The sequence below is a fragment of the Enterobacter cloacae complex sp.6700776 genome (assembly GCF_048284255.1).
Lineage (GTDB): Bacteria > Pseudomonadota > Gammaproteobacteria > Enterobacterales > Enterobacteriaceae > Enterobacter > Enterobacter intestinihominis.
In genome coordinates, this window is the sequence record NZ_JBLVYK010000001.1 from 102,848 (window position 1) to 122,320 (window position 19,473).

Annotated in this window: 22 protein-coding genes, 3 tRNA genes and 1 pseudogene; 16 read left to right on the forward strand and 10 right to left on the reverse strand. The window is 53.5% G+C overall.

Annotation, left to right across the window (positions count from 1 at the left end; genetic code table 11):
• Nucleotides 1-49 precede the first annotated feature (49 nt).
• From tcyJ to sdiA, 5 genes are all read left to right on the forward strand, one after another.
• Entirely contained in the window at nucleotides 50-850 is an 801-nt protein-coding gene (gene tcyJ / locus ACNQ0T_RS00645) for a cystine ABC transporter substrate-binding protein (protein WP_023300481.1), read from the forward strand.
• A 103-nt stretch (nucleotides 851-953) separates the two neighbouring features.
• Nucleotides 954-1,940: a D-cysteine desulfhydrase gene (dcyD, locus tag ACNQ0T_RS00650; protein WP_022648541.1), complete on the forward strand. Its 987-nt coding sequence runs from the start codon at nucleotides 954-956 to the stop codon at nucleotides 1,938-1,940.
• 21 nt (nucleotides 1,941-1,961) lie between these two features.
• Nucleotides 1,962-2,630: a cystine ABC transporter permease gene (gene tcyL / locus ACNQ0T_RS00655; RefSeq protein ID WP_022648540.1), complete on the forward strand. Its 669-nt coding sequence runs from the start codon at nucleotides 1,962-1,964 to the stop codon at nucleotides 2,628-2,630.
• Nucleotides 2,627-3,379 (forward strand): L-cystine ABC transporter ATP-binding protein TcyN, encoded by a 753-nt coding sequence (gene tcyN, locus ACNQ0T_RS00660; protein ID WP_023306513.1) that lies wholly within the window; start codon nucleotides 2,627-2,629, stop codon nucleotides 3,377-3,379. Before tcyL ends, tcyN begins: the two co-directional genes overlap by 4 nt.
• A gap of 223 nt (nucleotides 3,380-3,602) precedes the next feature.
• Entirely contained in the window at nucleotides 3,603-4,325 is a 723-nt protein-coding gene (gene sdiA, locus ACNQ0T_RS00665; RefSeq protein ID WP_032622448.1) for a transcriptional regulator SdiA, read from the forward strand.
• A gap of 64 nt (nucleotides 4,326-4,389) precedes the next feature.
• Here sdiA and ACNQ0T_RS00670 read toward each other — a convergent pair whose 3' ends face one another.
• Entirely contained in the window at nucleotides 4,390-4,614 is a 225-nt protein-coding gene (locus ACNQ0T_RS00670) for a DUF2594 family protein (RefSeq protein WP_003859644.1), read from the reverse strand.
• 464 nt (nucleotides 4,615-5,078) lie between these two features.
• Between ACNQ0T_RS00670 and uvrY the strand changes: the two genes are divergently transcribed.
• The 6 genes from uvrY (at nucleotide 5,079) to ACNQ0T_RS00700 (ending at nucleotide 8,631) form a co-directional block, all read left to right on the forward strand.
• Entirely contained in the window at nucleotides 5,079-5,735 is a 657-nt protein-coding gene (gene uvrY / locus ACNQ0T_RS00675) for a UvrY/SirA/GacA family response regulator transcription factor (protein WP_017384478.1), read from the forward strand.
• Nucleotides 5,732-7,564 (forward strand): excinuclease ABC subunit UvrC, encoded by a 1,833-nt coding sequence (uvrC, locus tag ACNQ0T_RS00680; protein ID WP_022648536.1) that lies wholly within the window; start codon nucleotides 5,732-5,734, stop codon nucleotides 7,562-7,564. Before uvrY ends, uvrC begins: the two co-directional genes overlap by 4 nt.
• A gap of 56 nt (nucleotides 7,565-7,620) precedes the next feature.
• The gene (pgsA, locus tag ACNQ0T_RS00685; RefSeq protein ID WP_003859652.1) at nucleotides 7,621-8,169 is read left to right on the forward strand and encodes a CDP-diacylglycerol--glycerol-3-phosphate 3-phosphatidyltransferase; all 549 of its coding nucleotides are present in this window, start codon (nucleotides 7,621-7,623) and stop codon (nucleotides 8,167-8,169) included.
• Nucleotides 8,170-8,332: 163 nt separating this feature from the next.
• Nucleotides 8,333-8,408: transfer RNA gene (locus ACNQ0T_RS00690), tRNA-Gly, on the forward strand.
• A 51-nt stretch (nucleotides 8,409-8,459) separates the two neighbouring features.
• Nucleotides 8,460-8,533 (forward strand) — tRNA-Cys (locus tag ACNQ0T_RS00695).
• An 11-nt stretch (nucleotides 8,534-8,544) separates the two neighbouring features.
• Nucleotides 8,545-8,631: transfer RNA gene (locus ACNQ0T_RS00700), tRNA-Leu, on the forward strand.
• 133 nt (nucleotides 8,632-8,764) lie between these two features.
• On the opposite strand, the pseudogene ACNQ0T_RS00705 reads toward ACNQ0T_RS00700, so the two are convergent.
• Nucleotides 8,765-8,896 (reverse strand): annotated as a pseudogene (locus tag ACNQ0T_RS00705) (integrase); the annotation flags it as partial.
• Between ACNQ0T_RS00705 and ACNQ0T_RS00710 the strand changes: the two are divergent.
• Genes ACNQ0T_RS00710 through ACNQ0T_RS00720 form a run of 3 tightly spaced genes read left to right on the forward strand, consistent with a single transcriptional unit; the run spans nucleotide 8,834 to nucleotide 10,418 of the window.
• Nucleotides 8,834-9,136 carry a DUF4225 domain-containing protein gene (locus tag ACNQ0T_RS00710; protein ID WP_225303286.1) on the forward strand — a complete coding sequence of 101 codons (303 nt, stop codon included), beginning with the start codon at nucleotides 8,834-8,836 and terminating at the stop codon, nucleotides 9,134-9,136. The pseudogene ACNQ0T_RS00705 and the gene ACNQ0T_RS00710 sit on opposite strands and share 63 nt — an antisense overlap.
• A gap of 2 nt (nucleotides 9,137-9,138) precedes the next feature.
• A complete protein-coding gene (locus tag ACNQ0T_RS00715) occupies nucleotides 9,139-9,462 on the forward strand; it encodes a hypothetical protein (protein ID WP_045308587.1) in 324 nt (107 codons plus the stop codon).
• Nucleotides 9,463-9,491: 29 nt separating this feature from the next.
• The gene (locus ACNQ0T_RS00720; protein ID WP_045308586.1) at nucleotides 9,492-10,418 is read left to right on the forward strand and encodes a LysR substrate-binding domain-containing protein; all 927 of its coding nucleotides are present in this window, start codon (nucleotides 9,492-9,494) and stop codon (nucleotides 10,416-10,418) included.
• Between the two features lie 5 nt (nucleotides 10,419-10,423).
• Here ACNQ0T_RS00720 and ACNQ0T_RS00725 read toward each other — a convergent pair whose 3' ends face one another.
• From ACNQ0T_RS00725 to ACNQ0T_RS00750, 6 genes are all read right to left on the reverse strand, one after another.
• Complete coding sequence (locus ACNQ0T_RS00725; RefSeq protein ID WP_063146296.1) at nucleotides 10,424-10,894, reverse strand: hypothetical protein; 471 nt, start codon at nucleotides 10,892-10,894, stop codon at nucleotides 10,424-10,426.
• 163 nt (nucleotides 10,895-11,057) lie between these two features.
• Nucleotides 11,058-11,762 (reverse strand): ABC transporter ATP-binding protein, encoded by a 705-nt coding sequence (locus ACNQ0T_RS00730; protein ID WP_417929385.1) that lies wholly within the window; start codon nucleotides 11,760-11,762, stop codon nucleotides 11,058-11,060.
• Nucleotides 11,763-11,770: 8 nt separating this feature from the next.
• A complete protein-coding gene (locus ACNQ0T_RS00735) occupies nucleotides 11,771-12,646 on the reverse strand; it encodes an ATP-binding cassette domain-containing protein (protein ID WP_023300474.1) in 876 nt (291 codons plus the stop codon).
• Nucleotides 12,643-13,917 carry a high-affinity branched-chain amino acid ABC transporter permease LivM gene (livM, locus tag ACNQ0T_RS00740; protein ID WP_417929386.1) on the reverse strand — a complete coding sequence of 425 codons (1,275 nt, stop codon included), beginning with the start codon at nucleotides 13,915-13,917 and terminating at the stop codon, nucleotides 12,643-12,645. The genes ACNQ0T_RS00735 and livM overlap by 4 nt, the downstream gene beginning before the upstream one ends.
• A gap of 11 nt (nucleotides 13,918-13,928) precedes the next feature.
• Nucleotides 13,929-14,843 (reverse strand): ABC transporter permease subunit, encoded by a 915-nt coding sequence (locus ACNQ0T_RS00745; protein ID WP_003859667.1) that lies wholly within the window; start codon nucleotides 14,841-14,843, stop codon nucleotides 13,929-13,931.
• A gap of 68 nt (nucleotides 14,844-14,911) precedes the next feature.
• Nucleotides 14,912-16,033, reverse strand: coding sequence for a branched-chain amino acid ABC transporter substrate-binding protein (locus tag ACNQ0T_RS00750; protein ID WP_417929387.1), 1,122 nt, complete (start codon nucleotides 16,031-16,033; stop codon nucleotides 14,912-14,914).
• A gap of 411 nt (nucleotides 16,034-16,444) precedes the next feature.
• Between ACNQ0T_RS00750 and ACNQ0T_RS00755 the strand changes: the two genes are divergently transcribed.
• On the forward strand, nucleotides 16,445-17,113 hold the full coding sequence (locus tag ACNQ0T_RS00755) for a YecA family protein (protein WP_038416285.1): 669 nt from the start codon (nucleotides 16,445-16,447) through the stop codon (nucleotides 17,111-17,113).
• 28 nt (nucleotides 17,114-17,141) lie between these two features.
• Here the strand turns inward: ACNQ0T_RS00755 and tyrP are convergent, their stop codons facing one another.
• On the reverse strand, nucleotides 17,142-18,353 hold the full coding sequence (gene tyrP / locus ACNQ0T_RS00760; RefSeq protein WP_417929389.1) for a tyrosine transporter TyrP: 1,212 nt from the start codon (nucleotides 18,351-18,353) through the stop codon (nucleotides 17,142-17,144).
• 188 nt (nucleotides 18,354-18,541) lie between these two features.
• Here tyrP and ACNQ0T_RS00765 point away from each other — a divergent pair, with 188 nt between their 5' ends.
• On the forward strand, nucleotides 18,542-18,781 hold the full coding sequence (locus tag ACNQ0T_RS00765) for a YecH family metal-binding protein (protein WP_032622412.1): 240 nt from the start codon (nucleotides 18,542-18,544) through the stop codon (nucleotides 18,779-18,781).
• Between the two features lie 36 nt (nucleotides 18,782-18,817).
• Here ACNQ0T_RS00765 and ftnA read toward each other — a convergent pair whose 3' ends face one another.
• Nucleotides 18,818-19,315 carry a non-heme ferritin gene (ftnA, locus tag ACNQ0T_RS00770; RefSeq protein ID WP_022648525.1) on the reverse strand — a complete coding sequence of 166 codons (498 nt, stop codon included), beginning with the start codon at nucleotides 19,313-19,315 and terminating at the stop codon, nucleotides 18,818-18,820.
• Between the last annotated feature and the right edge of the window lie 158 nt (nucleotides 19,316-19,473).

Consider the following 19,473-nt stretch of genomic DNA (forward strand, 5'->3'; position numbering starts at 1 on the left):
CAGGCGATTTCTCTACACTACTCAAAAATTCCACTGTATCGGAGTACTTATGAAATTAGCAGTTCTGGGTCGTCAGGCGCTGATGGGGATGATGGCCGTTGCGCTGGTCGCGGGGATGAGCGTGAAAACGTTCGCGGCAGATAATCTGCTCAACAAAGTCAAAGAGCGCGGCACGCTGCTGGTTGGGCTGGAAGGAACCTATCCTCCGTTCAGCTTCCAGGGCGACGACGGTAAGCTGACCGGTTTTGAAGTGGAGTTTGCGCAAGAGCTGGCCAAGCATCTCGGCGTCAAAGCCTCCCTGAAACCGACCAAATGGGATGGTATGCTGGCGTCACTGGATTCCAAACGTATCGACGTGGTGATTAACCAGGTGACCATTTCTGACGAGCGTAAGAAGAAGTATGACTTCTCTACGCCGTACACCGTGTCCGGTATCCAGGCGCTGGTGAAGAAAGGTAACGAAGGCAGCATCAAATCCGCCGCGGATCTGAAAGGTAAGAAAGTCGGCGTCGGTCTGGGCACCAACTACGAAGAGTGGCTGCGCCAGAACGTGCAGGGCGTGGACATCCGCACCTATGATGATGACCCGACGAAATACCAGGATCTGCGCGTAGGCCGTATAGACGCCATTCTGGTTGACCGCCTGGCAGCGCTGGATCTGGTGAAGAAAACCAACAATACCCTGGCCGTCGCGGGCGATGCGTTCTCCCGTCAGGAGTCCGGCGTGGCGGTGCGTAAAGGTAACGAAGATCTGCTGAAAGCCATTGATGCTGCCATTGCTGAAATGCAGAAAGACGGCAGCCTGAAGGCGCTTTCTGAGAAGTGGTTCGGCGCAGACGTGACGAAATAAGTCTCTGACCGACAAAAAAAGGCGCTTTTAAAAGCGCCTTTTTTATTTCTCGCGCGTCTGCGTGCATAATGAAATAACAATTGTTTGCGTGACCGGAGGAACCATGTCACTACAGAATTTAACGCGCTTTCCCCGTCTGGAATTTATCGGCGCACCCACGCCGCTGGAGTATCTGCCGCGATTTTCTGACTATCTGGGGCGCGATATTTTCATTAAGCGTGACGATGTGACGCCCATGGCGATGGGCGGGAATAAGCTGCGCAAGCTGGAATTTCTCGCCGCCGATGCCCTGCGCGAGGGCGCGGATACGCTGATCACCGCCGGGGCAATTCAGTCTAACCACGTTCGCCAGACGGCGGCAGTGGCGGCGAAGCTGGGCCTTCACTGCGTAGCCCTGCTGGAGAACCCGATTGGCACGCAGGCAGAGAATTACCTGACTAACGGTAACCGCCTGATGCTGGATCTGTTCAACGTGCAGGTTGAAATGGTTGACGCGTTGACCGACCCGGCTGCACAGCTTGATGAACTGGCGACGCGCCTGGAAGCGCAGGGCTTTCGTCCGTACGTCATCCCGGTTGGCGGCTCGAATGCGCTGGGTGCTCTCGGCTATGTTGAGAGCGCGCTGGAAATCGCCCAGCAGTGCGAAGGCGCGGTGAGTTTGTCCTCGGTGGTAGTGGCGTCCGGCAGCGCGGGTACCCATGCCGGTTTAGCGGTCGGGCTTGAGCAACTGATGCCGGACGTAGAGTTGATTGGCGTGACGGTTTCCAGAAGCGTTGCGGATCAAAAGCCGAAAGTCGTCACCCTGCAACAGGCGGTGGCAGAACAGCTTGCGCTTCAGGCGAAGGCGGAAATATTGCTGTGGGATGACTACTTCGCGCCGGGCTATGGTACCCCCAATGATGAAGGGATGGAGGCCGTTAAGCTGCTGGCCCGCCTCGAAGGTATTCTGCTTGACCCTGTCTATACCGGTAAGGCGATGGCGGGCCTTATCGACGGTATCGCCCGCAAGCGCTTTAAGGATGAAGGACCCATTTTGTTTGTTCATACTGGCGGGGCGCCTGCGCTGTTTGCCTATCATCCCCATGTCTAAAAATCAGGTAGAAAAATAATAATGCAAGAAAGTATTCAACTGGTTATTGATTCGCTGCCGTTCTTGCTTAAGGGCGCGGTGTTTACTTTACAGCTCAGTATCGGCGGGATGTTCTTCGGGCTGGTGCTCGGGTTTGTGCTGGCACTGATGCGCATGTCGAACGTCTGGCCGGTGCGGTGGCTGGCGCGGTTTTACATCTCCGTGTTTCGCGGAACGCCGCTTATCGCCCAGCTGTTTATGATTTACTACGGGCTGCCCCAGTTCGGTATCGAGCTGGATCCGATCCCGGCGGCGATGATTGGCCTGTCGCTGAATACGGCGGCGTACACCTCTGAAACGCTGCGTGCGGCGATCTCGTCCATCGATAAAGGACAGTGGGAAGCGGCGGCCAGTATCGGGATGACCCCGTGGCAGACGCTGCGCCGGGCGATCCTGCCCCAGGCGGCGCGCGTGGCGCTACCTCCGCTGAGCAACAGCTTTATCAGCCTGGTGAAAGACACCTCGCTTGCGGCGACCATTCAGGTGCCGGAGCTTTTCCGTCAGGCGCAACTGATCACCTCGCGCACGCTGGAAGTGTTTACCATGTATCTGGCGGCCTCGCTGATTTACTGGGTGATGGCGACGGTGCTGTCCGCCCTGCAAAACTATTTTGAAAACCAGCTTAACCGCCAGGAGCGAGATCCAAAATGAGTGCAATTGACGTCAAAAACCTGGTGAAAAAATTCCACGGGCAAACGGTGCTGCACGGCATCGACCTTGAGGTTGAGCAGGGCGAAGTGGTGGCAATTATCGGCCCGAGTGGGTCAGGGAAAACCACGCTGTTGCGCAGCATTAATTTGCTTGAGCAGCCCGAAGGTGGGACGATCCGCGTGGGCGATATCACCATTGATACCGGGAAACCCATCAGCCAGCAAAAAGGGCTGATTCGCCGCCTGCGTCAGCATGTCGGCTTCGTATTCCAGAGCTTCAATCTCTTTCCGCACCGTACGGTGCTGGAAAATATTATTGAAGGCCCGGTCATCGTAAAGGGTGAACCAAAGGAAGACGCGACGGCCCGCGCCCGCGAGCTGCTGGCGAAGGTTGGCCTGGCCGGGAAGGAGACGAGCTATCCGCGTCGGTTATCTGGCGGACAGCAGCAGCGTGTCGCCATTGCGCGCGCGCTGGCGATGCGCCCGGATGTGATCCTGTTCGACGAACCCACATCCGCACTCGATCCTGAGCTGGTCGGGGAAGTGCTTAACACTATCCGACAGCTGGCGCAGGAAAAACGCACGATGGTGATTGTGACGCATGAAATGAGCTTCGCTCGCGACGTTGCCGATCGGGCAATTTTCATGGATCAGGGGCGAATAGTAGAGCAGGGGCCAGCTAAGGCGCTGTTTGCCAATCCTCAGCAGCCTCGAACCCGCCAGTTCCTTGAAAAATTCTTAATGCAGTAGCATTTTCACGCTCAATTTGCTCCAGATGTCACTTCTGGAGCAAATTATCCTCCCATAAATTCAGTTTTGTTGATTTTTTATTCCACCCGATGTGGATAAGCCATCGCCAAATTAAAGATAATCCGTCTGTGGTCGATATTTTATATAAATGATCCTGCTTTATGTGTTAGGTTATATTCACCATAATAATGATTATCTTTATCAGAGGCTTCATTCGGCAAGTATGAGGGATATAGACTTTTTCACCTGGCGACGGGAATGCGTCCTCCGGTTTCAGGAAATGACCTGTGCTGACGAGGTATATCAGGAACTTCAGCGACAAACGCAGGCGCTTGAATTCGATTATTATGCGCTTTGTGTTCGACACCCTGTGCCATTTACCCGCCCGCGAACATCCGTCCATTCCAGTTATCCGCAACAATGGATGGCGCAATATCAATCCGAGAATTATTTCGCCATTGACCCGGTACTGAAGCCGGAGAATTTCATTCAGGGTCATTTGCCCTGGACGGATGAATTATTCACGGATGCCCAGCAATTATGGGACGGCGCGCGGGACCACGGTTTACGTAAGGGAATAACGCAGTGTCTGATGCTGCCAAATCATGCGCTCGGCTTCCTCTCCGTGTCATGTACTAGCTTACAGGCACACTCGATATCCAGTGAAGAGATTGAGCTGCGTTTACAAATGCTGGTTCAGATGGCGCTCACTACACTGTTGCGCTTTGAACATGAGACGGTGATGCCGCCGGAAATGAAATTCAGCAAGCGTGAACGGGAAATTCTGAAGTGGACCGCAGAAGGGAAGACGTCGGCAGAAATTGCCATCATTCTTTCCATCTCGGAAAATACCGTCAACTTCCATCAGAAGAATATGCAGAAGAAATTCAACGCGCCGAATAAGATCCAGATAGCGTGTTATGCCGCGGCGACTGGGCTTATTTGACTGATATCACGTTCTGCGTGTCAGACGAGGAAAAGGCTGAATGCACTGCATCCAGCCTTTTTTGTTACTGGCGGTAGGCTTGTTTAATTTGCTTAACTGTATTGGCAAAAACAGCGGATTCCGCCTGATCTTCCATCTGCGCGATCTGTTTTTCCATTTTAATGATCACACGCCCAGCATCAGCCTGGCCCATCGCCTGTAGCATAAGCGTCAGCAGCGACTTCAGGCAGTTTACTTCCTGTGCCAGTTCCTGGTTATTCTCGGCAGTGGCAAATTCAGGTGTGCTCATTTATTTTCCTCATTATAAAACAGCGCATGAGCGCGACGATGAAAGTTAAGGCGGCGGAGTATACCACAAGCTGCGGCAAAAAATGCAGTGGTTGTTTTTTATACTTTTACGCGTATTGATTATTGGCCGGTGCGGATTATGAAGGTAATCTGCCCAATATGTTAGCGACAATTAAATGTTTATCGCCGGTACGCCATCCGTTAATTGTTGTTACAAAAAAATGAGAGCATTTTTTAGTTTACGTTAAAAATGTTTTGGTGGCTTTTTGAATGCTGGTGCTAAAAAAATAGCGGTAAAGCCCACTACACATGGGTTTTCTTTCCACTTGCTGTACAGCCTAATTTCCAAAAACGAGACCCGAATCGTATAGCCGATTTTTTAGCGTTTTAATCTTGCATGGAAAACCGTTAATATAAACCCAATTAGCAGTCAGTAGCGTTATCCCTATTCTGGAGACATTTCCTTTGATCAACGTCCTTCTTGTTGATGACCACGAACTGGTGCGCGCAGGGATACGACGCATTCTTGAAGATATAAAGGGTATTAAAGTAGCCGGCGAGGCGTGCTGTGGCGAAGATGCCGTCAAATGGTGTCGCGCGAACTCCGCAGACGTGGTGCTGATGGATATGAACATGCCCGGTATTGGCGGGCTTGAAGCCACGCGCAAAATCGCGCGCATGTTCGTTGATACCAAAGTCATCATGCTGACCGTCCATACCGAAAATCCGCTGCCCGCCAGGGTCATGCAGGCGGGGGCTGCGGGGTATCTCAGTAAAGGCGCTGCGCCGCAGGAAGTCGTCAATGCGATCCGCACCGTTCACGCAGGGCAGCGCTATATCGCTTCTGATATTGCTCAACAGATGGCGTTGAGTCAGATTGAACCGGAAAAAACGGAATCTCCGTTTGCCAGTTTGTCTGAGCGCGAATTGCAGATTATGCTGATGATCACTAAAGGTCAGAAGGTGAATGAGATTTCTGAGCAGTTGAATCTCAGCCCGAAAACGGTCAACAGCTATCGCTATCGGATGTTCAGTAAACTGAACATTCACGGTGATGTCGAACTGACTCACCTGGCCATTCGCCATGGTTTGTGCAATGCGGAGTCGTTAATAAGTCAGTGAGTGAAGCGTTCGATTCAAAAGCATTTCTGAAAACCGTCACCAGCCAGCCAGGCGTCTACCGGATGTACGATGCTGGCGGTACGGTTATCTATGTCGGTAAGGCGAAAGATCTGAAGAAACGCCTTTCAAGCTATTTCCGCAGCAACCTTGCCTCCCGTAAAACCGAAGCGCTGGTCGCACTTATACACAACATTGATGTCACCGTAACGCACACGGAAACGGAAGCGCTGCTCCTTGAGCACAACTACATTAAGTTGTATCAGCCGCGCTACAACGTTCTGCTGCGTGATGACAAGTCCTATCCGTTTATCTTCCTGAGCGGCGACACGCACCCGCGGCTGGCGATGCATCGTGGCGCTAAGCATGCGAAAGGTGAATATTTCGGCCCCTTCCCGAACGGTTATGCCGTGCGGGAAACGCTGGCGCTTTTGCAAAAAATCTTCCCTGTTCGCCAGTGCGAAAACAGCGTTTATCGCAACCGCTCCCGGCCATGCCTGCAATATCAGATTGGCCGCTGCCTGGGGCCGTGCGTTGAAGGGCTGGTGAGCGAAGAAGAGTACGCGCAGCAGGTGGAATATGTCCGCCTGTTTTTAGCCGGGAAAGACGATCAGGTGCTGACGCAACTGATTACCCGCATGGAAAAAGCCAGCGCGGCGCTGGAATTTGAGGAGGCCGCACGCATCCGCGACCAGATCCAGGCGGTGCGCAGGGTGACCGAGAAGCAGTTTGTTTCCAATACGGGCGACGACCTCGATGTCATCGGCGTTGCCTTTGACGCCGGCCTGGCCTGCGTTCACGTGCTGTTTATTCGTCAGGGCAAAGTGCTCGGCAGCCGCAGTTACTTCCCGAAAGTGCCGGGCGGGACTGAGATGGGTGAAGTGGTGGAGACATTTGTCGGCCAGTTTTATTTGCAGGGCAGCCAGATGCGTACGCTGCCCTCGGAGATCCTGCTCGACTTCACGCTGGACGATAAAACCCTGCTGGCGGACTCACTTTCAGAGCTGGCAGGTCGCCGGGTGAATGTCCAGACGAAACCGCGCGGCGATCGTGCGCGTTATCTGAAGCTGGCGCGAACCAATGCCGCCACGGCGCTGACCACCAAACTTTCCCAGCAATCGACCGTCAGCCAACGTTTAACCGCGCTTGCTGCGCTGCTCAAGCTGCCGGAAGTGAAACGCATGGAATGCTTCGACATCAGCCATACGATGGGTGAGCAGACCGTGGCGTCGTGTGTGGTCTTTGATGCCAATGGCCCACTGCGGGCAGAGTATCGTCGCTATAACATCACCGGCATTACGCCCGGTGACGATTATGCCGCCATGAATCAGGTGCTGCGTCGTCGCTATGGTAAAGCGATTGAAGAGAGCAAAATCCCGGACGTTATCCTTATCGACGGTGGTAAAGGGCAGTTGGGGCAGGCGAAGGCGGTATTCGAATCGCTCGACGTGGAGTGGGATAAGAACCATCCGTTGCTGCTAGGGGTAGCGAAAGGGGCAGATCGTAAGGCTGGCCTGGAAACGCTGTTCTTTGAGCCGGAAGGCGAGGGCTTTAGCCTGCCGCCAGATTCCCCTGCACTGCACGTGATCCAGCACATCCGAGATGAGTCGCACGATCATGCCATTAGCGGACACCGCAAAAAACGGGCGAAAGTGAAAAATACCAGTACCCTTGAGACGATTGAAGGCGTCGGGCCAAAACGTCGCCAGATGCTGTTGAAGTATATGGGCGGATTGCAAGGATTACTCAACGCCAGTATGGAAGAAATTGCAAAAGTGCCGGGTATTTCGCAAGGGCTGGCAGAAAAGATCTACTACTCGTTGAAACATTGAGGGCTCTGTAGCAACATAGAGCTAAATTTTACTGACAACAGACAGTTACCGTCATCATGCGATTTAATATCCCTACGTTGCTTACTCTCTTTCGCGTTGTGCTCATTCCGTTCTTCGTCCTGGCATTTTACCTGCCGGTCGTCTGGGCGCCTTTTGCCTGTGCGCTTATTTTCCTGATTGCCGCCGTGACGGACTGGTTTGACGGTTATCTGGCGCGTCGCTGGAACCAGAGTACCCGCTTTGGCGCGTTCCTCGATCCGGTTGCGGATAAGGTGATGGTGGCAATCGCGATGGTGCTGGTGGCGGAACATTATCATACCTGGTGGGTGACGCTGCCTGCCGCGACCATGATTGGCCGTGAGATTATTATCTCTGCCCTGCGCGAATGGATGGCGGAGCTGGGTAAACGCAGCAGCGTGGCGGTGTCTTGGATCGGTAAAGTTAAAACCACTGCGCAGATGGCGGCGCTGGTGTGGATGCTGTGGCGTCCGAATGCCTGGGTAGAGTGGGCCGGCATTGGTCTGCTGTGGGTTGCGGCGGTGCTGACATTGTGGTCAATGTTGCAATATTTGAACGCTGCGCGCGGTGATTTGCTTGAACAGTGATCGTTTCGGCTTAATTTTCAGCAAACGATCCTGAGATGCAAAAAATAACGTTGACTCATAACGTCATATCAGTAGAATGCAACGCATCGAACGGCGGCACAGTAAGCCGGACGATAATGAAATCAAGTGCTTAGCAAGTCGTTAAATAGTTACTTGATAACATGCGGGAATAGCTCAGTTGGTAGAGCACGACCTTGCCAAGGTCGGGGTCGCGAGTTCGAGTCTCGTTTCCCGCTCCAGATTAATGCATCGGCAGTTTGCGGGTGCAGGTCGAAAGACAAAAGATTTAAGGCGCGTTAGCAAAGCGGTTATGTAGCGGATTGCAAATCCGTCTAGTCCGGTTCGACTCCGGAACGCGCCTCCACTTTCTTCCCTGGCCGGATGGTGGAATCGGTAGACACAAGGGATTTAAAATCCCTCGGCGTTCGCGCTGTGTGGGTTCAAGTCCCACTCCGGCTACCATGGGAAAACTAGAATAAAATCAATGATAAGCAGTGTCGTGTAAACCACCGAAAGGTGGTTTTTTATTGCCTAATTTTCGCCATTCGCCATTCGCCATTCTTTCGCCATTCGGCTTCACCATAAAAAGAGGGCATTACTGCCCTCCGACTACCGGAACTATAGGAATTTTTCTATCATAACGTGCTGTCTGTGACGCGTTTTTATGACCAGCGATTCCCTGTTTTTCGTTAAGCGTGCCTTCCAGATCCGATATCCCTTTAGATTTGCTGCTACGAAGTTAGGTTATGGTAATAACCAGGCTGACTTAGTCTATGGCGTCGTTGATCTCTCTTTATCGGCATATGGTGCGGGCAGAAAAGTTTTGGGTCCCAGAGAGAGGTCCTGGAGTTTATTCCACGATTATATCAGAGGTTGGCAAGAGGCTTTTAAAACCGCAATGGCGCTGGATTTGACCAGTGGGAGCATTACGGGGTGGCAGATGTACCAGATAGCAAAAGAGAATTGATTATGTCTCAAGAGTTAGAATTTTCGCTTCATCCACCTGTTTGGCCTGCCGTGGCCTATTTCATTGTATCTATTGCAATTTTTCTCTTGCTTTATCTCGGCAAACTAAAAGTTAACAGGCTGCATAAATACCCGCTATTTATCGCGTATAGGGTGTTTGTAATCACTATTGCAGCCGTTCAGATAAACATCTTTGCCAATGGCTACGAGTTTGTCAGCAGCTTTTTGCATATAGATTTTGACCCCTATCGCTATGACTCGGTATATTGGGGCTCATTGTTTTTCTCCATAATTTACTTGCTGGCATTGCCCCGTAACAAGTTTTAGCATAATGAATTTTTCATTTAAGGGACGCTATGTCTTTACCGCCATTGTATGCACTGCGTGCGTTTGAAGTTGCTGCGCGGTTGAACTCCTTCAGTAAAGCCGCTGAAACGCTCAATATTACGCCGGGCGCGGTCAGCAGACATGTCCGTACCCTTGAACTGTGGTTCGACTGCGAGCTTTTCAAAAGGCAAGGTCCTCGCGTGGAGGTCACTGAAGCCGGGCGAGTGCTTGCCGGACAGCTGAACGAAAGCTTCACGAGCATTGAATGGGCCTGCCGGGCATTCCGCAGTGAAAACCATCTGCTGCGGTTAAAAACACCCAGCACCCTGACCATGAGATGGCTTCTCGACGTGCTGCGATCTTTTCGCAACAACCATCCAAAACCGCAGGTGGAGATTGCCAGCGTCTGGATGGACATTGACACCGTTGATTTCAGTCTTGAGCCATACGACTGCGCCATCCTTCTCGGTAATGGCCGTTTTGGTGAGACAACGGAAAGCCAGCTGCTTTTTCATGAATGGCTTATCCCGGTTTGCACCCCATCGCTTATCGAACCGGCCCGGCAGCAGCTTTCGCAATGCGATTTGATCCATCCTTCACCGGACAGACGTGACTGGCGGCGCTGGCTGCGAAGAACAGGATTGTTTCCGGGGCTCGATATGAGCAGCGGCATGGTGTTTGATACCCTTGAACAGGGAAGTATCGCCGCGATGAACGGGCACGGCATCGCTATCGCCGACCTGCATCTCACGCTTGATGCCCTGAAAAGCGGCCTGCTGGGCCTGCCGTTCAGGGAAGCTATCGCGACGGGAGATGGTTACTACCTCGTCTGGCCAAAAAATTCGCTCAAAAGAGAGAGCATCCAGCACCTTCTGGGCTGGCTGCAAAACCATACCCCGGTCGTTCCGGCTCTGGATATCGATTACCTGGAATACGATGAAAGCCGGGTTTATTAATACCGTTATGAGTAAGAGATGTTTGCCATCTTTTTATAGCGTTCTGGCAAAGCGCTGTTCAGGCTGAGTACCTTATCCAGAATATAAAATGCTGGCGTGTTTTTCTGCTGCTCAGCGTCAATAATTGCACCGCGTAATATCGTGGCAGCAGACGAAATCCTGTGAAAATATTCTTCAGTCTCAGGCGTCTGTAATTCACCCGACGTGGCGTAGCGCACGTGCGGCCAGCCGGAGAAGTCGAGCAGCGGAAGGGGCTTTCCTGCTTCAGGATGACAGGCTGAAATCAGCGCAGCCGCTTGCTTAGGGTCGCGATGGGCAACGGACAGCATGTATACGCGCTGCGAAAACGGTGACAGAGCCTCTGAGTGATGTTTCTTAGCCATAAGCATGGCCATAAAATCCTGTAAATCATCGGCTGAATTGGTGTCAGGTGGTAATACAGTTTTCATTAACTGATATAACGCATCAAGTGTCATATTTGCCCTGGATCCTCTTATCATTATTATTCAGTTTGCGGCTGAACGTTTTATCGACCCGCGCAAAGGCGGGTCGTGAAGATGATATTTGAATGCGGTCGCATCAGAAAAACGATTAATAATGGCAATCACTGTGAGTTTTTCTCACTATAGCCTCCAGGCTTCACACGCCGCCTAGGTACGCCTTCCTCACCTCCGGATCCTTTAGCAACGCCTCGCCGCTGCCGCTTAACCGAATCTGCCCGTTAACCATCACATAGCCGCGGTCGGACAACTTCAGCGCGTGGTGGGCATTCTGCTCGACCAGAAAAATCGTCATTCCGTTACGGGCCAGTTCGCGCAGCGTCTGGAAGATCTGTTTAACCACGATTGGTGCGAGGCCGAGGCTGGGTTCATCCAGCAGCAGAAGTTTAGGACGGCTCATCAGTGCCCGGGCAATAGCCAGCATCTGCTGTTCACCGCCGGAAAGCGTCATCGCCCGCTGGTTACGCCGCTCCTTGAGGCGAGGGAAGAGGTCGAACATGCTTTGCATATCTTCAGCTGCATGCTGATTGCCGACGGGGATTGTCCCCATCAGCAGGTTCTCTTCTACAGACATATCCGGGAAAATGCGTCGTCCCTCAGGTGCCTGCGCGATGCCGCCGGTGGCAACATAGTGGGTGGATTTGTGGCTGATATCCTCGCCGCAGAAGAGGATCTGCCCGTTGCGGATCCGGGGCTGACCAAAGACAGACATCAGTAATGTTGACTTCCCCGCGCCATTAGCGCCAATCAGGGCCACGGTTTCCCCTTTGTTTACCTCAAGTGAAACCTGCTTCAACGCCTGGATCACCCCGTAAAAAACGTCCACATTATGTAATTGAAGCATCGGTGCGCTCACAGATTTACCTCGGTTTCGTCGGTGCCCAGATACGCGGCAATCACTTTTTCATTGTGCTGGATCTCAGCCGGTTTACCTCTGGCAATCACATCGCCGTGATCGAGCACAATGATGTCATCAGAAATGCCCATCACCATCCCCATATCATGCTCGATCAGCAAAACCGTGATGTCGTGGTGGTCGCGCAGGAACCGGATGATCTCGCTCAGCTTGTGCGTCTCCACCGGGTTCAGACCGGCAGCAGGTTCATCGAGACAAATCATCTCCGGGCCGGTGCACATGGCGCGGGCGATTTCGAGGCGTCGTTGCTGGCCATAGGACATTTCCCCGGCCAGACGGTTCGCGCAATCTACCAGATCCACCACCTCCAGCCAGTAAAACGCCCGGTCCAGCGCCTCGTTCTCTGCCCGACGATACGCAGGGGTGTTCAGCACCCCCGCCAGCAGATTGCGGTTGACGCGCATGTGCTGTGCCACCAGCAGGTTTTCCACAACGGACATCTCGCGGAACAGGCGGATGTTCTGAAACGTGCGCGCAAGACCCGCGCGGTTCACCAGATGCGTGCCGCCAAACATCTTATAGAACAGGCGTTGACCAAGCTGCGCCGGGCTGAGCCAGTCGCCCGGCTGGAGTTTCTGGCCGAGCACCTGAATGACATTGGTGGTTTTATTTCGTGCATTGAACAGAATGTTGCCGCCGGAGGCCCGGTAGAAACCGGTCAGGCAGTTAAAGACGGTTGTTTTTCCCGCGCCGTTAGGCCCAATGAGTGCAGTAATAGAGCCGCGCTGCACCTCAAGATTGACGTCGTTTAAGGCCTTGATCCCGCCGAAGTGCATCATCAGATGTTCTACACGCAAAATCGTTGCGTTCATGGCGCCACTCCTTTACGCACGGCAAATCCGCTGCGGTTGATGCGGATCAGACCGCGAGGACGCCAGATCATCATCACCACCATCAGCATGCCAAACAGCAGCACGCGGTATTCCGCAAAGCTGCGCAGCAGTTCCGGCGTGACGGTCAGCACAAAGGCGGCCAGTACGACGCCGACGGTGGAGCCCATCCCGCCCAGGACCACAATCGCGAGGATGAGAGCCGATTCAAAAAAGGTGAAAGAGGTGGGGTTAACAAACCCCTGCCAGGTGGCAAAAAACACCCCGGCGATACCTGCCGTCGATGCGCCCAGGGTGAAGGCCGAGAGTTTGACCAGAACGTGGTTGAGCCCCATGGAACGGCAGGCAATCTCATCCTCACGGAGCGCTTCCCACGCCCGTCCAATGGGCATTCGGGTCAGCCGGTGTTTAATGTACAGCACCAGCATGACTACCAGGAACAGTACCGCATAGATGAAAATAAACTTCATGTTGGGGTTATAGGTCAGGCCGAAGAACTCGTGGAAGGGGATGCCACCTTCTTTGGCGCGTCGGCCAAACTCCAGGCCAAAAAAGGTCGGAGCAGGGGCTGAAACGCCGTTAGGCCCGCCGGTGAAGGTGAGCCAGTTGTTCAGCACCAGGCGGATGATCTCGCCAAACCCGAGCGTGACGATGGCGAGATAATCCCCGTGCATGCGCAGCACCGGAAAGCCGAGCAGGGCGCCCGCGCCCGCAGCCATTAGCGCCGCCAGAGGCAGCATGCTCCAGAACCCAAACCCCAGATACTGATACCCGAGCGCCAGCCCGTAAGCGCCGATGGCATAGAAGGCGACATAACCCAGATCCAGCAGCCCTGCCAGGCCAACGACAATGTTCAGCCCAAGACCGAGCAGGACGTAGATCAGTCCGAGTATAGCGACCGTCAGAACGTATTTTGTGGCCACAAACGGGAAGCAGATCGCCAGCGTGACAATCAGCGGAATGATCCAGCGCATGCGGCTTTTATACGCCGGTGGCCGGACATACACCCCCTCATTGTCGGATTCAAACCGCGCCTGTAAACGTCCTCCGGCCGCCGTAGCTGAAAAGGCGCTCAGCAAAAAGCGTCCCAGCATCACCGTGCCTACAATCCACGCCAGCCGCTGGCCGTCAAAGTTAAAGCTGTAACCATCCAGTATGACGCCCGCAATCGGGCCGAAAATAATCAGGGCGATCATTCCGGAAAAAATCGCGTCCAGAATGCAGCGCTTCAGGGAAAAGCCGTCAGAGGTCATCGCGTTGTTCCTTACACTTTAGCCACGACAGGGCGGCCCAGCAGCCCCTGAGGACGGAAGATCAGGATTAATACCAGCAATCCAAACGAGAACACGTCTTTATAATCCGAGTTCACCATCCCGGAGAATTGCGCTTCTGCGACGCCCAGAATCAGCCCGCCAAGCATCGCACCGGGCAGAGAGCCGATGCCGCCCAGCACCGCCGCCGTAAAGGCCTTGATGCCGATAACGAACCCGACGTAAAAATCAAAGGTGCCGTAATTCATGGTGATCAGCACGCCCGCCAGCCCGGCCATGGCTGCGCCGATAACAAACACCAGCGAAATAATTCTGTCGGTGTTGATACCCAAAATGGAGGCCATCTTACGATCCTGCTGCACCGCACGGCACATGCGCCCTAAGCGGGTACGGTTGATAATCCAGGTCAGCACCAGCATGCCCGCGAACGAGGCGATGAGAATAAAGACTTTGGTATAGGTTATCTGGACAAACCCTTCGCCGAGGTGAAAACGCAGCACGCCATCCAGCATGGTCGGTACGCCCTGCTGCCGTGGGCCCTGGCTGAGCTGGACGTAGTTTTGCAGTATCAACGACATCCCGATGGCCGAAATCAGCGGCGCCAGACGCGTCGAATTGCGTAGCGGCTTATAGGCGATGCGCTCAATCGTCCAGCCATAAACGCCGGTGACCACGATGGTGAAAACAAGGGTTCCCAGGATCAGCAGCGGAAAGGAGTGGAGTCCAAAAAACGCCAGCAGGGCCAGGCCAATGGCCGAGAGATAGGCGGAGATCATATACACTTCGCCGTGGGCGAAATTGATCATACCGATGATGCCGTACACCATGGTGTAGCCGATGGCGATAAGACCATAGACCGAACCCAGCGTTAAGCCATTAATTAATTGTTGCAGGAAGAATGTACTCATGGTCGCGCACCTGAATAAAGGGTTACGCCGACAGTCAGACCTGCCGGCGTTGAGCAGATTCCGTCCCGTTATGGCACTTCTTTATATTTGCCTTTGTCGTCCCACTGGTAGACCACGTAGTCAGACACTTTGAGGTCACCTTTGCTGTCCCAGGCTTTTTTACCCATCACCGTGTCGACAGGGTTGGCCTTCAGCCACTCGCTGGCTTTTGCGGAATCCGTCCCTTTCGTGGCCTTGAATGCCGCTGCGATAGCCTGCACAGACCCATAGGCGTAGAGGGTGTATCCTTCTGGTTCAAATTTACCGGCGCGGAATTTCTCGATGACGGCTTTTCCGTCCGGGATCAGGCGCGGGTCTTTACCGAAGGTCATGTAAATACCGTTGGTGTACTGCGCCCCACCGGCGGCGGTGACCATCTCTTCATTGACGATACAGTCTCCCGAGAAGAACTTCGCCTGCACGCCCTGTTCACGCATCTGGCGAACCAGCGGGCCCGCTTCCGGGTGACAGCCACCGAAGAACACCACGTCTGGTTTTTGTGCGCCAATTTTGGTCACCAGCGCGTTAAAGTCTTTCTCCCCGCGGGACAACCCTTCGTACATCACTTCCTTAACGCCGCGTTTCGCCAGCGCCGCTTTAGTGGCGTCCGCCAGCCCCTGACCGTAGGTGTCTTTATCGTGGATGATGACGACCCGTTTGGCTTTCAGCTTATCGAGAATAAAATCGCTGGCGACCTGGCCCTGCTGGTCGTCACGTCCGCACATGCGGAACATATCGCTCATGCCCCGCTCGGTAATAAGCGGGTTCGTTGAGCCGGGGGTGATGGAGAGGATCCCGGCATCGCTATAGACCTCGGAGGCGGGCATGGTCGACGAGGAGCAGAAGTGGCCGACGACCGCTTTCACTTTATCCTGATCGACTAAGCGGTTGGCGACGGCAACGGCCTGTTTGGGTTCGCAGGCGTCATCGCCCTGAACCAGTTTGATTTTCTCACCGTTGATCCCGCCAGCGGCGTTAATGTCTTCCGCCGCCTGCGTAGCGCCATGCCAGTATTGATCGCCATAGGTTGCGTTCGGGCCTGTGAACGGCCCGGCCACGCCGATCACGATATCGGCCTGTGCAGAAAAGGCCGTCACCAGACAACCGGCCAGCAACAGGGAGAGGGGAGTTTTGGTAAATTTCAGCGACATTATTATGTTCCTTAGCAAAGAGGTTTTTGCACCAGGTATAAACCCGAACGCCTGATGGCATCGTAAATCCAAAAACAAGAGCGAGAACAAAATGCACTTTAGAAGCAATCTCGTGCTTAATACGGCGAGGATCCCACGCACCGCGAAGCGCGCAGAACATTAAGCAAAAAGGTTGCCAGAATGGTTAATCCCTTGACCGGGTCACAACACGTTGAGTATAGAGCGCCGTTTTATGCGCCTTTGCGGGATGAGATGAATTTACAGCGGAGATCACATCTCCTTAACAACAAAGCCCATAAGTTGTGCAACGGTCACGATTTGCACGTTTTTGCAGCAATAAAGACCTAAACTTCAGATAGGCATGCGCGGCGATATATGTCAGGATCGTTTTTTTTATCAGGAGTATCAGCAATGGCTGAAGGCCCATTAAATGAAAGCGAGATGGCGTGGCTGGAAGAGACATTAATCTCTTACGGACACGACGATGCATCCGTGATTGACGTGTCCGAACTGGACGGCATGCTTACCGCAGTACTTTCCGGTCCCGTTGTGGTGGAGCCCGACACCTGGCTGGTGGCGGTATGGGGTGGCGAGAAGTATATTCCGCGCTGGAAAAACGATCGTGAGATGAACCGTTTTATCGATCTCTGCTTTAAGCATATGAACGATATTGCCGAGCGCCTGAGCGAATACCCGGATCAGTTTGAACCGCTGTTTGGCTATAACGACGTTGACGGTCAGAGCTATACCGTAGTGGAAGAGTGGTGCTATGGCTACATGCGCGGCGTGGCGCTGACGGACTGGTCATCCCTGCCGGAAGCGCTGGAAGCGGATCTGGCGGTGATTGCCCTGCACGGAACGGAAGAGCACAGCGAGAAGCTGGAAGCGCTGACCGAAGAGGAGTATATGGCCAGCATCGAGAGCATTCAGCCTGCGGCGCTGCGTTTGTACAACTACTGGGTGGCTAATCCGCAGCAGCCGGAAGCGAAAAAGCCGATCGTGAACGGGTCGAAGGTGGGACGTAACGATCCGTGTCCGTGCGGGAGCGGGAAGAAGTTTAAGAGTTGCTGTCTGCACTGAAAAAAGGGGCTATTCATAGCCCCTTTTTTTATCCCACTTCCGGCAGCATTCCCGCTGCAATCAGCACCTGCACCAGAATAATTACAACCCCACAACCAAACACCACGCACAGCAGCGGCTTACCACCCGCCACGCGGTATCCTTGCTGCGGATGTTGCTGGCGGCTCTTCCACGCCAGCAGGGAAGGCAGCAGCAGGGCCAGTACCGATAACGCCACGCCAGCATACCCTAGCGCCATCACAAACCCGCGCGGATAAAAGAGCGCGAAGGCCAGCGGCGGCAGGAAGGTCATCGCCCCCGTCTGTAAGCGTCCGGCAACGGTATTGCGACGCTGGAACAGATCCGCCATATAGTCAAACAGGCCAAGCGCCACGCCGAGGAAGGAGGTTGCCAGCGCCAGGTCTGCAAACAGATGTACCGCCAGCTCCACGTGTGAAGAGGCCACCACGTTACGCAGGGCAACCAGGAATCCATTCAGACCAGAATGCTCTGCCATCAGGCCGATAAAGGTGGTGGAATCAATACTGCCCAGCGTCACCAGCTGCCAGAACAGGTAAGCAATCAACGGAATGGCGCTGCCGATCACAAAGACGCGGCGCAGCTTGCGAATATCCCCGTTCATATAGCTCACGATGCTCGGCACGCTGCCATGAAAACCGAAAGAGGTGAAAATCACCGGGATGGCCGAAAGCGCCAGACCTTTCTCAAGCGGGAGGGAGAGCAGGTTAACCTTGTGCACATGCGGTGCCAGCAGCACCAGCATCACAACAAGGAAGAGAATTTTGGCGCTGAACAAAAAACGGTTAAACAGATCGACCAGCGACGTGCCCGCACAAACCACACCGCCACCGATCAGCGTAAAGACAATGGCGCCTGTTTCCGGTGAAAGCGACGCACCGAAGCCGTCATTGATACTTGACGCAATTAGCTCCCCGGCGCCGCTGATGTAGGCGGCGGTCAGCGCGTACATCAGGAACATCATGCTGAAACCGGTGATCCACTGCCCGTAGCGTCCAAGATAGCGTGCAGCCAGGGAGCCTAAGCCGGTATCGGCAGGGACATGTTGATAAACCTCCAGCAATAATAGCGCGGTGAAACACATCAGGGCCCAAAGACCGCCCAGCAGCACTACGGTAACCCCAAACCCGACGCCGGCGGCAGCCAACGGCATGGCCAACATTCCTGCGCCAATTGTCGTTCCGGCGACGATAAAAATACTTCCCAGAGTTCTGTTCTTCACGCTTTCCTCTACAACGCTTCCATACCGCGACTCATTCTGCGGCGCAGAGTAAGGGAAAAGCACCATCTCGTCAAATCACCGTTACATAGGGTGTAATGATTAATTTACAAAAAGAAAGGGGGAACCTGCGCCAGCGCAAAGCGTGCCGTGGAGGGAGCATTTAGTCTGCTTTTTATTTGCGAGAGGTAATGATGTCAATTCACGGACACGACGTGCTGAATATGATGATTGAGTCAGGTGAGCGTTATACGAAGGAGAGTCTGGTTGAGGCGATACATGCCCGCTTTGGCGAAGCGGCGCGTTTCCATACCTGTTCAGCTTCGGAAATGACAGCCGCGGAGCTGGTGGCGTTTCTGGCGGCGCGCGGAAAATTCATTCCGGCAGCAGACGGATTTTCCACGCACGAAAGTAAAATTTGCCGTCATTGAATAAAGCGGTGCTGAAAACTCAGCACCGCTTTTCTATTAATTCTGCGTGTCGAGCGTCGACAGCTCTTTATCAATGAAGTACAGACCTTCCCCGGATTTACCTGCCAGAGATAATTTATCCAGCACGGATTTAAACAGCTTCTCTTCTTCGTGCTGTTCAGCCACATACCACTGAAGGAAATTAAAGGTTGGATAATCCTGACTGGTCATGGCGGCATGAGCCAGTTCATTTATTTTCTGGGTGATCAGCTGTTCGTGCTCATAGGTGGCACGGAACAGTTCATCAAGAGAGCCGTACTCGGCGAAAGGCGATACCACGTTATCAATGCGCGGCAGGCTGCCGGTGTCCGTCAGGTAATCAAACAGACGCTGCATGTGCGTCATCTCTTCCTGGGCATGACGACGCAGGAAGGCGGCAGCCCCTTCAAAGCTGTGATAGCTGCACCAGGCGCTCATCTGCTGATAAAGCAGGGAAGAAAATAGCTCAAGATTCATTTGCGCATTGAGCTTGTCGATCATTTCAGTTTTTAACATGGTGCAGCTCCGGTTTATTAATTCTGGTTCACGAAGAGCGACACTATAATTTGTTATTTAATTATTTGCAAAAAGTAAAACAAATATTTATTTATTAAAAATACGAATGGGAATAAAACGCATTGCCGCCATTTGTATTTATTAATGAGAATTGTTTT

Bases quoted from the DNA above. Each gene is read 5' to 3' on its own strand.
- ftnA (WP_022648525.1), bottom strand. From the start codon at position 19,315: ATGTTAAAAACTGAAATGATCGACAAGCTCAATGCGCAAATGAATCTT.
- ACNQ0T_RS00745 (WP_003859667.1), bottom strand. From the start codon at position 14,843: ATGAGTACATTCTTCCTGCAACAATTAATTAATGGCTTAACGCTGGGT.
- dcyD (WP_022648541.1), top strand. From the start codon at position 954: ATGTCACTACAGAATTTAACGCGCTTTCCCCGTCTGGAATTTATCGGC.
- tcyJ (WP_023300481.1), top strand. From the start codon at position 50: ATGAAATTAGCAGTTCTGGGTCGTCAGGCGCTGATGGGGATGATGGCC.
- ACNQ0T_RS00710 (WP_225303286.1), top strand. From the start codon at position 8,834: ATGACCAGCGATTCCCTGTTTTTCGTTAAGCGTGCCTTCCAGATCCGA.
- ACNQ0T_RS00730 (WP_417929385.1), bottom strand. From the start codon at position 11,762: ATGCTTCAATTACATAATGTGGACGTTTTTTACGGGGTGATCCAGGCG.
- sdiA (WP_032622448.1), top strand. From the start codon at position 3,603: ATGAGGGATATAGACTTTTTCACCTGGCGACGGGAATGCGTCCTCCGG.
- ACNQ0T_RS00765 (WP_032622412.1), top strand. From the start codon at position 18,542: ATGATGTCAATTCACGGACACGACGTGCTGAATATGATGATTGAGTCA.
- livM (WP_417929386.1), bottom strand. From the start codon at position 13,917: ATGACCTCTGACGGCTTTTCCCTGAAGCGCTGCATTCTGGACGCGATT.
- ACNQ0T_RS00735 (WP_023300474.1), bottom strand. From the start codon at position 12,646: ATGAACGCAACGATTTTGCGTGTAGAACATCTGATGATGCACTTCGGC.
- tcyN (WP_023306513.1), top strand. From the start codon at position 2,627: ATGAGTGCAATTGACGTCAAAAACCTGGTGAAAAAATTCCACGGGCAA.
- tcyL (WP_022648540.1), top strand. From the start codon at position 1,962: ATGCAAGAAAGTATTCAACTGGTTATTGATTCGCTGCCGTTCTTGCTT.
- ACNQ0T_RS00725 (WP_063146296.1), bottom strand. From the start codon at position 10,894: ATGACACTTGATGCGTTATATCAGTTAATGAAAACTGTATTACCACCT.
- ACNQ0T_RS00670 (WP_003859644.1), bottom strand. From the start codon at position 4,614: ATGAGCACACCTGAATTTGCCACTGCCGAGAATAACCAGGAACTGGCA.
- ACNQ0T_RS00750 (WP_417929387.1), bottom strand. From the start codon at position 16,033: ATGTCGCTGAAATTTACCAAAACTCCCCTCTCCCTGTTGCTGGCCGGT.
- ACNQ0T_RS00755 (WP_038416285.1), top strand. From the start codon at position 16,445: ATGGCTGAAGGCCCATTAAATGAAAGCGAGATGGCGTGGCTGGAAGAG.
- pgsA (WP_003859652.1), top strand. From the start codon at position 7,621: ATGCGATTTAATATCCCTACGTTGCTTACTCTCTTTCGCGTTGTGCTC.
- ACNQ0T_RS00720 (WP_045308586.1), top strand. From the start codon at position 9,492: ATGTCTTTACCGCCATTGTATGCACTGCGTGCGTTTGAAGTTGCTGCG.
- ACNQ0T_RS00715 (WP_045308587.1), top strand. From the start codon at position 9,139: ATGTCTCAAGAGTTAGAATTTTCGCTTCATCCACCTGTTTGGCCTGCC.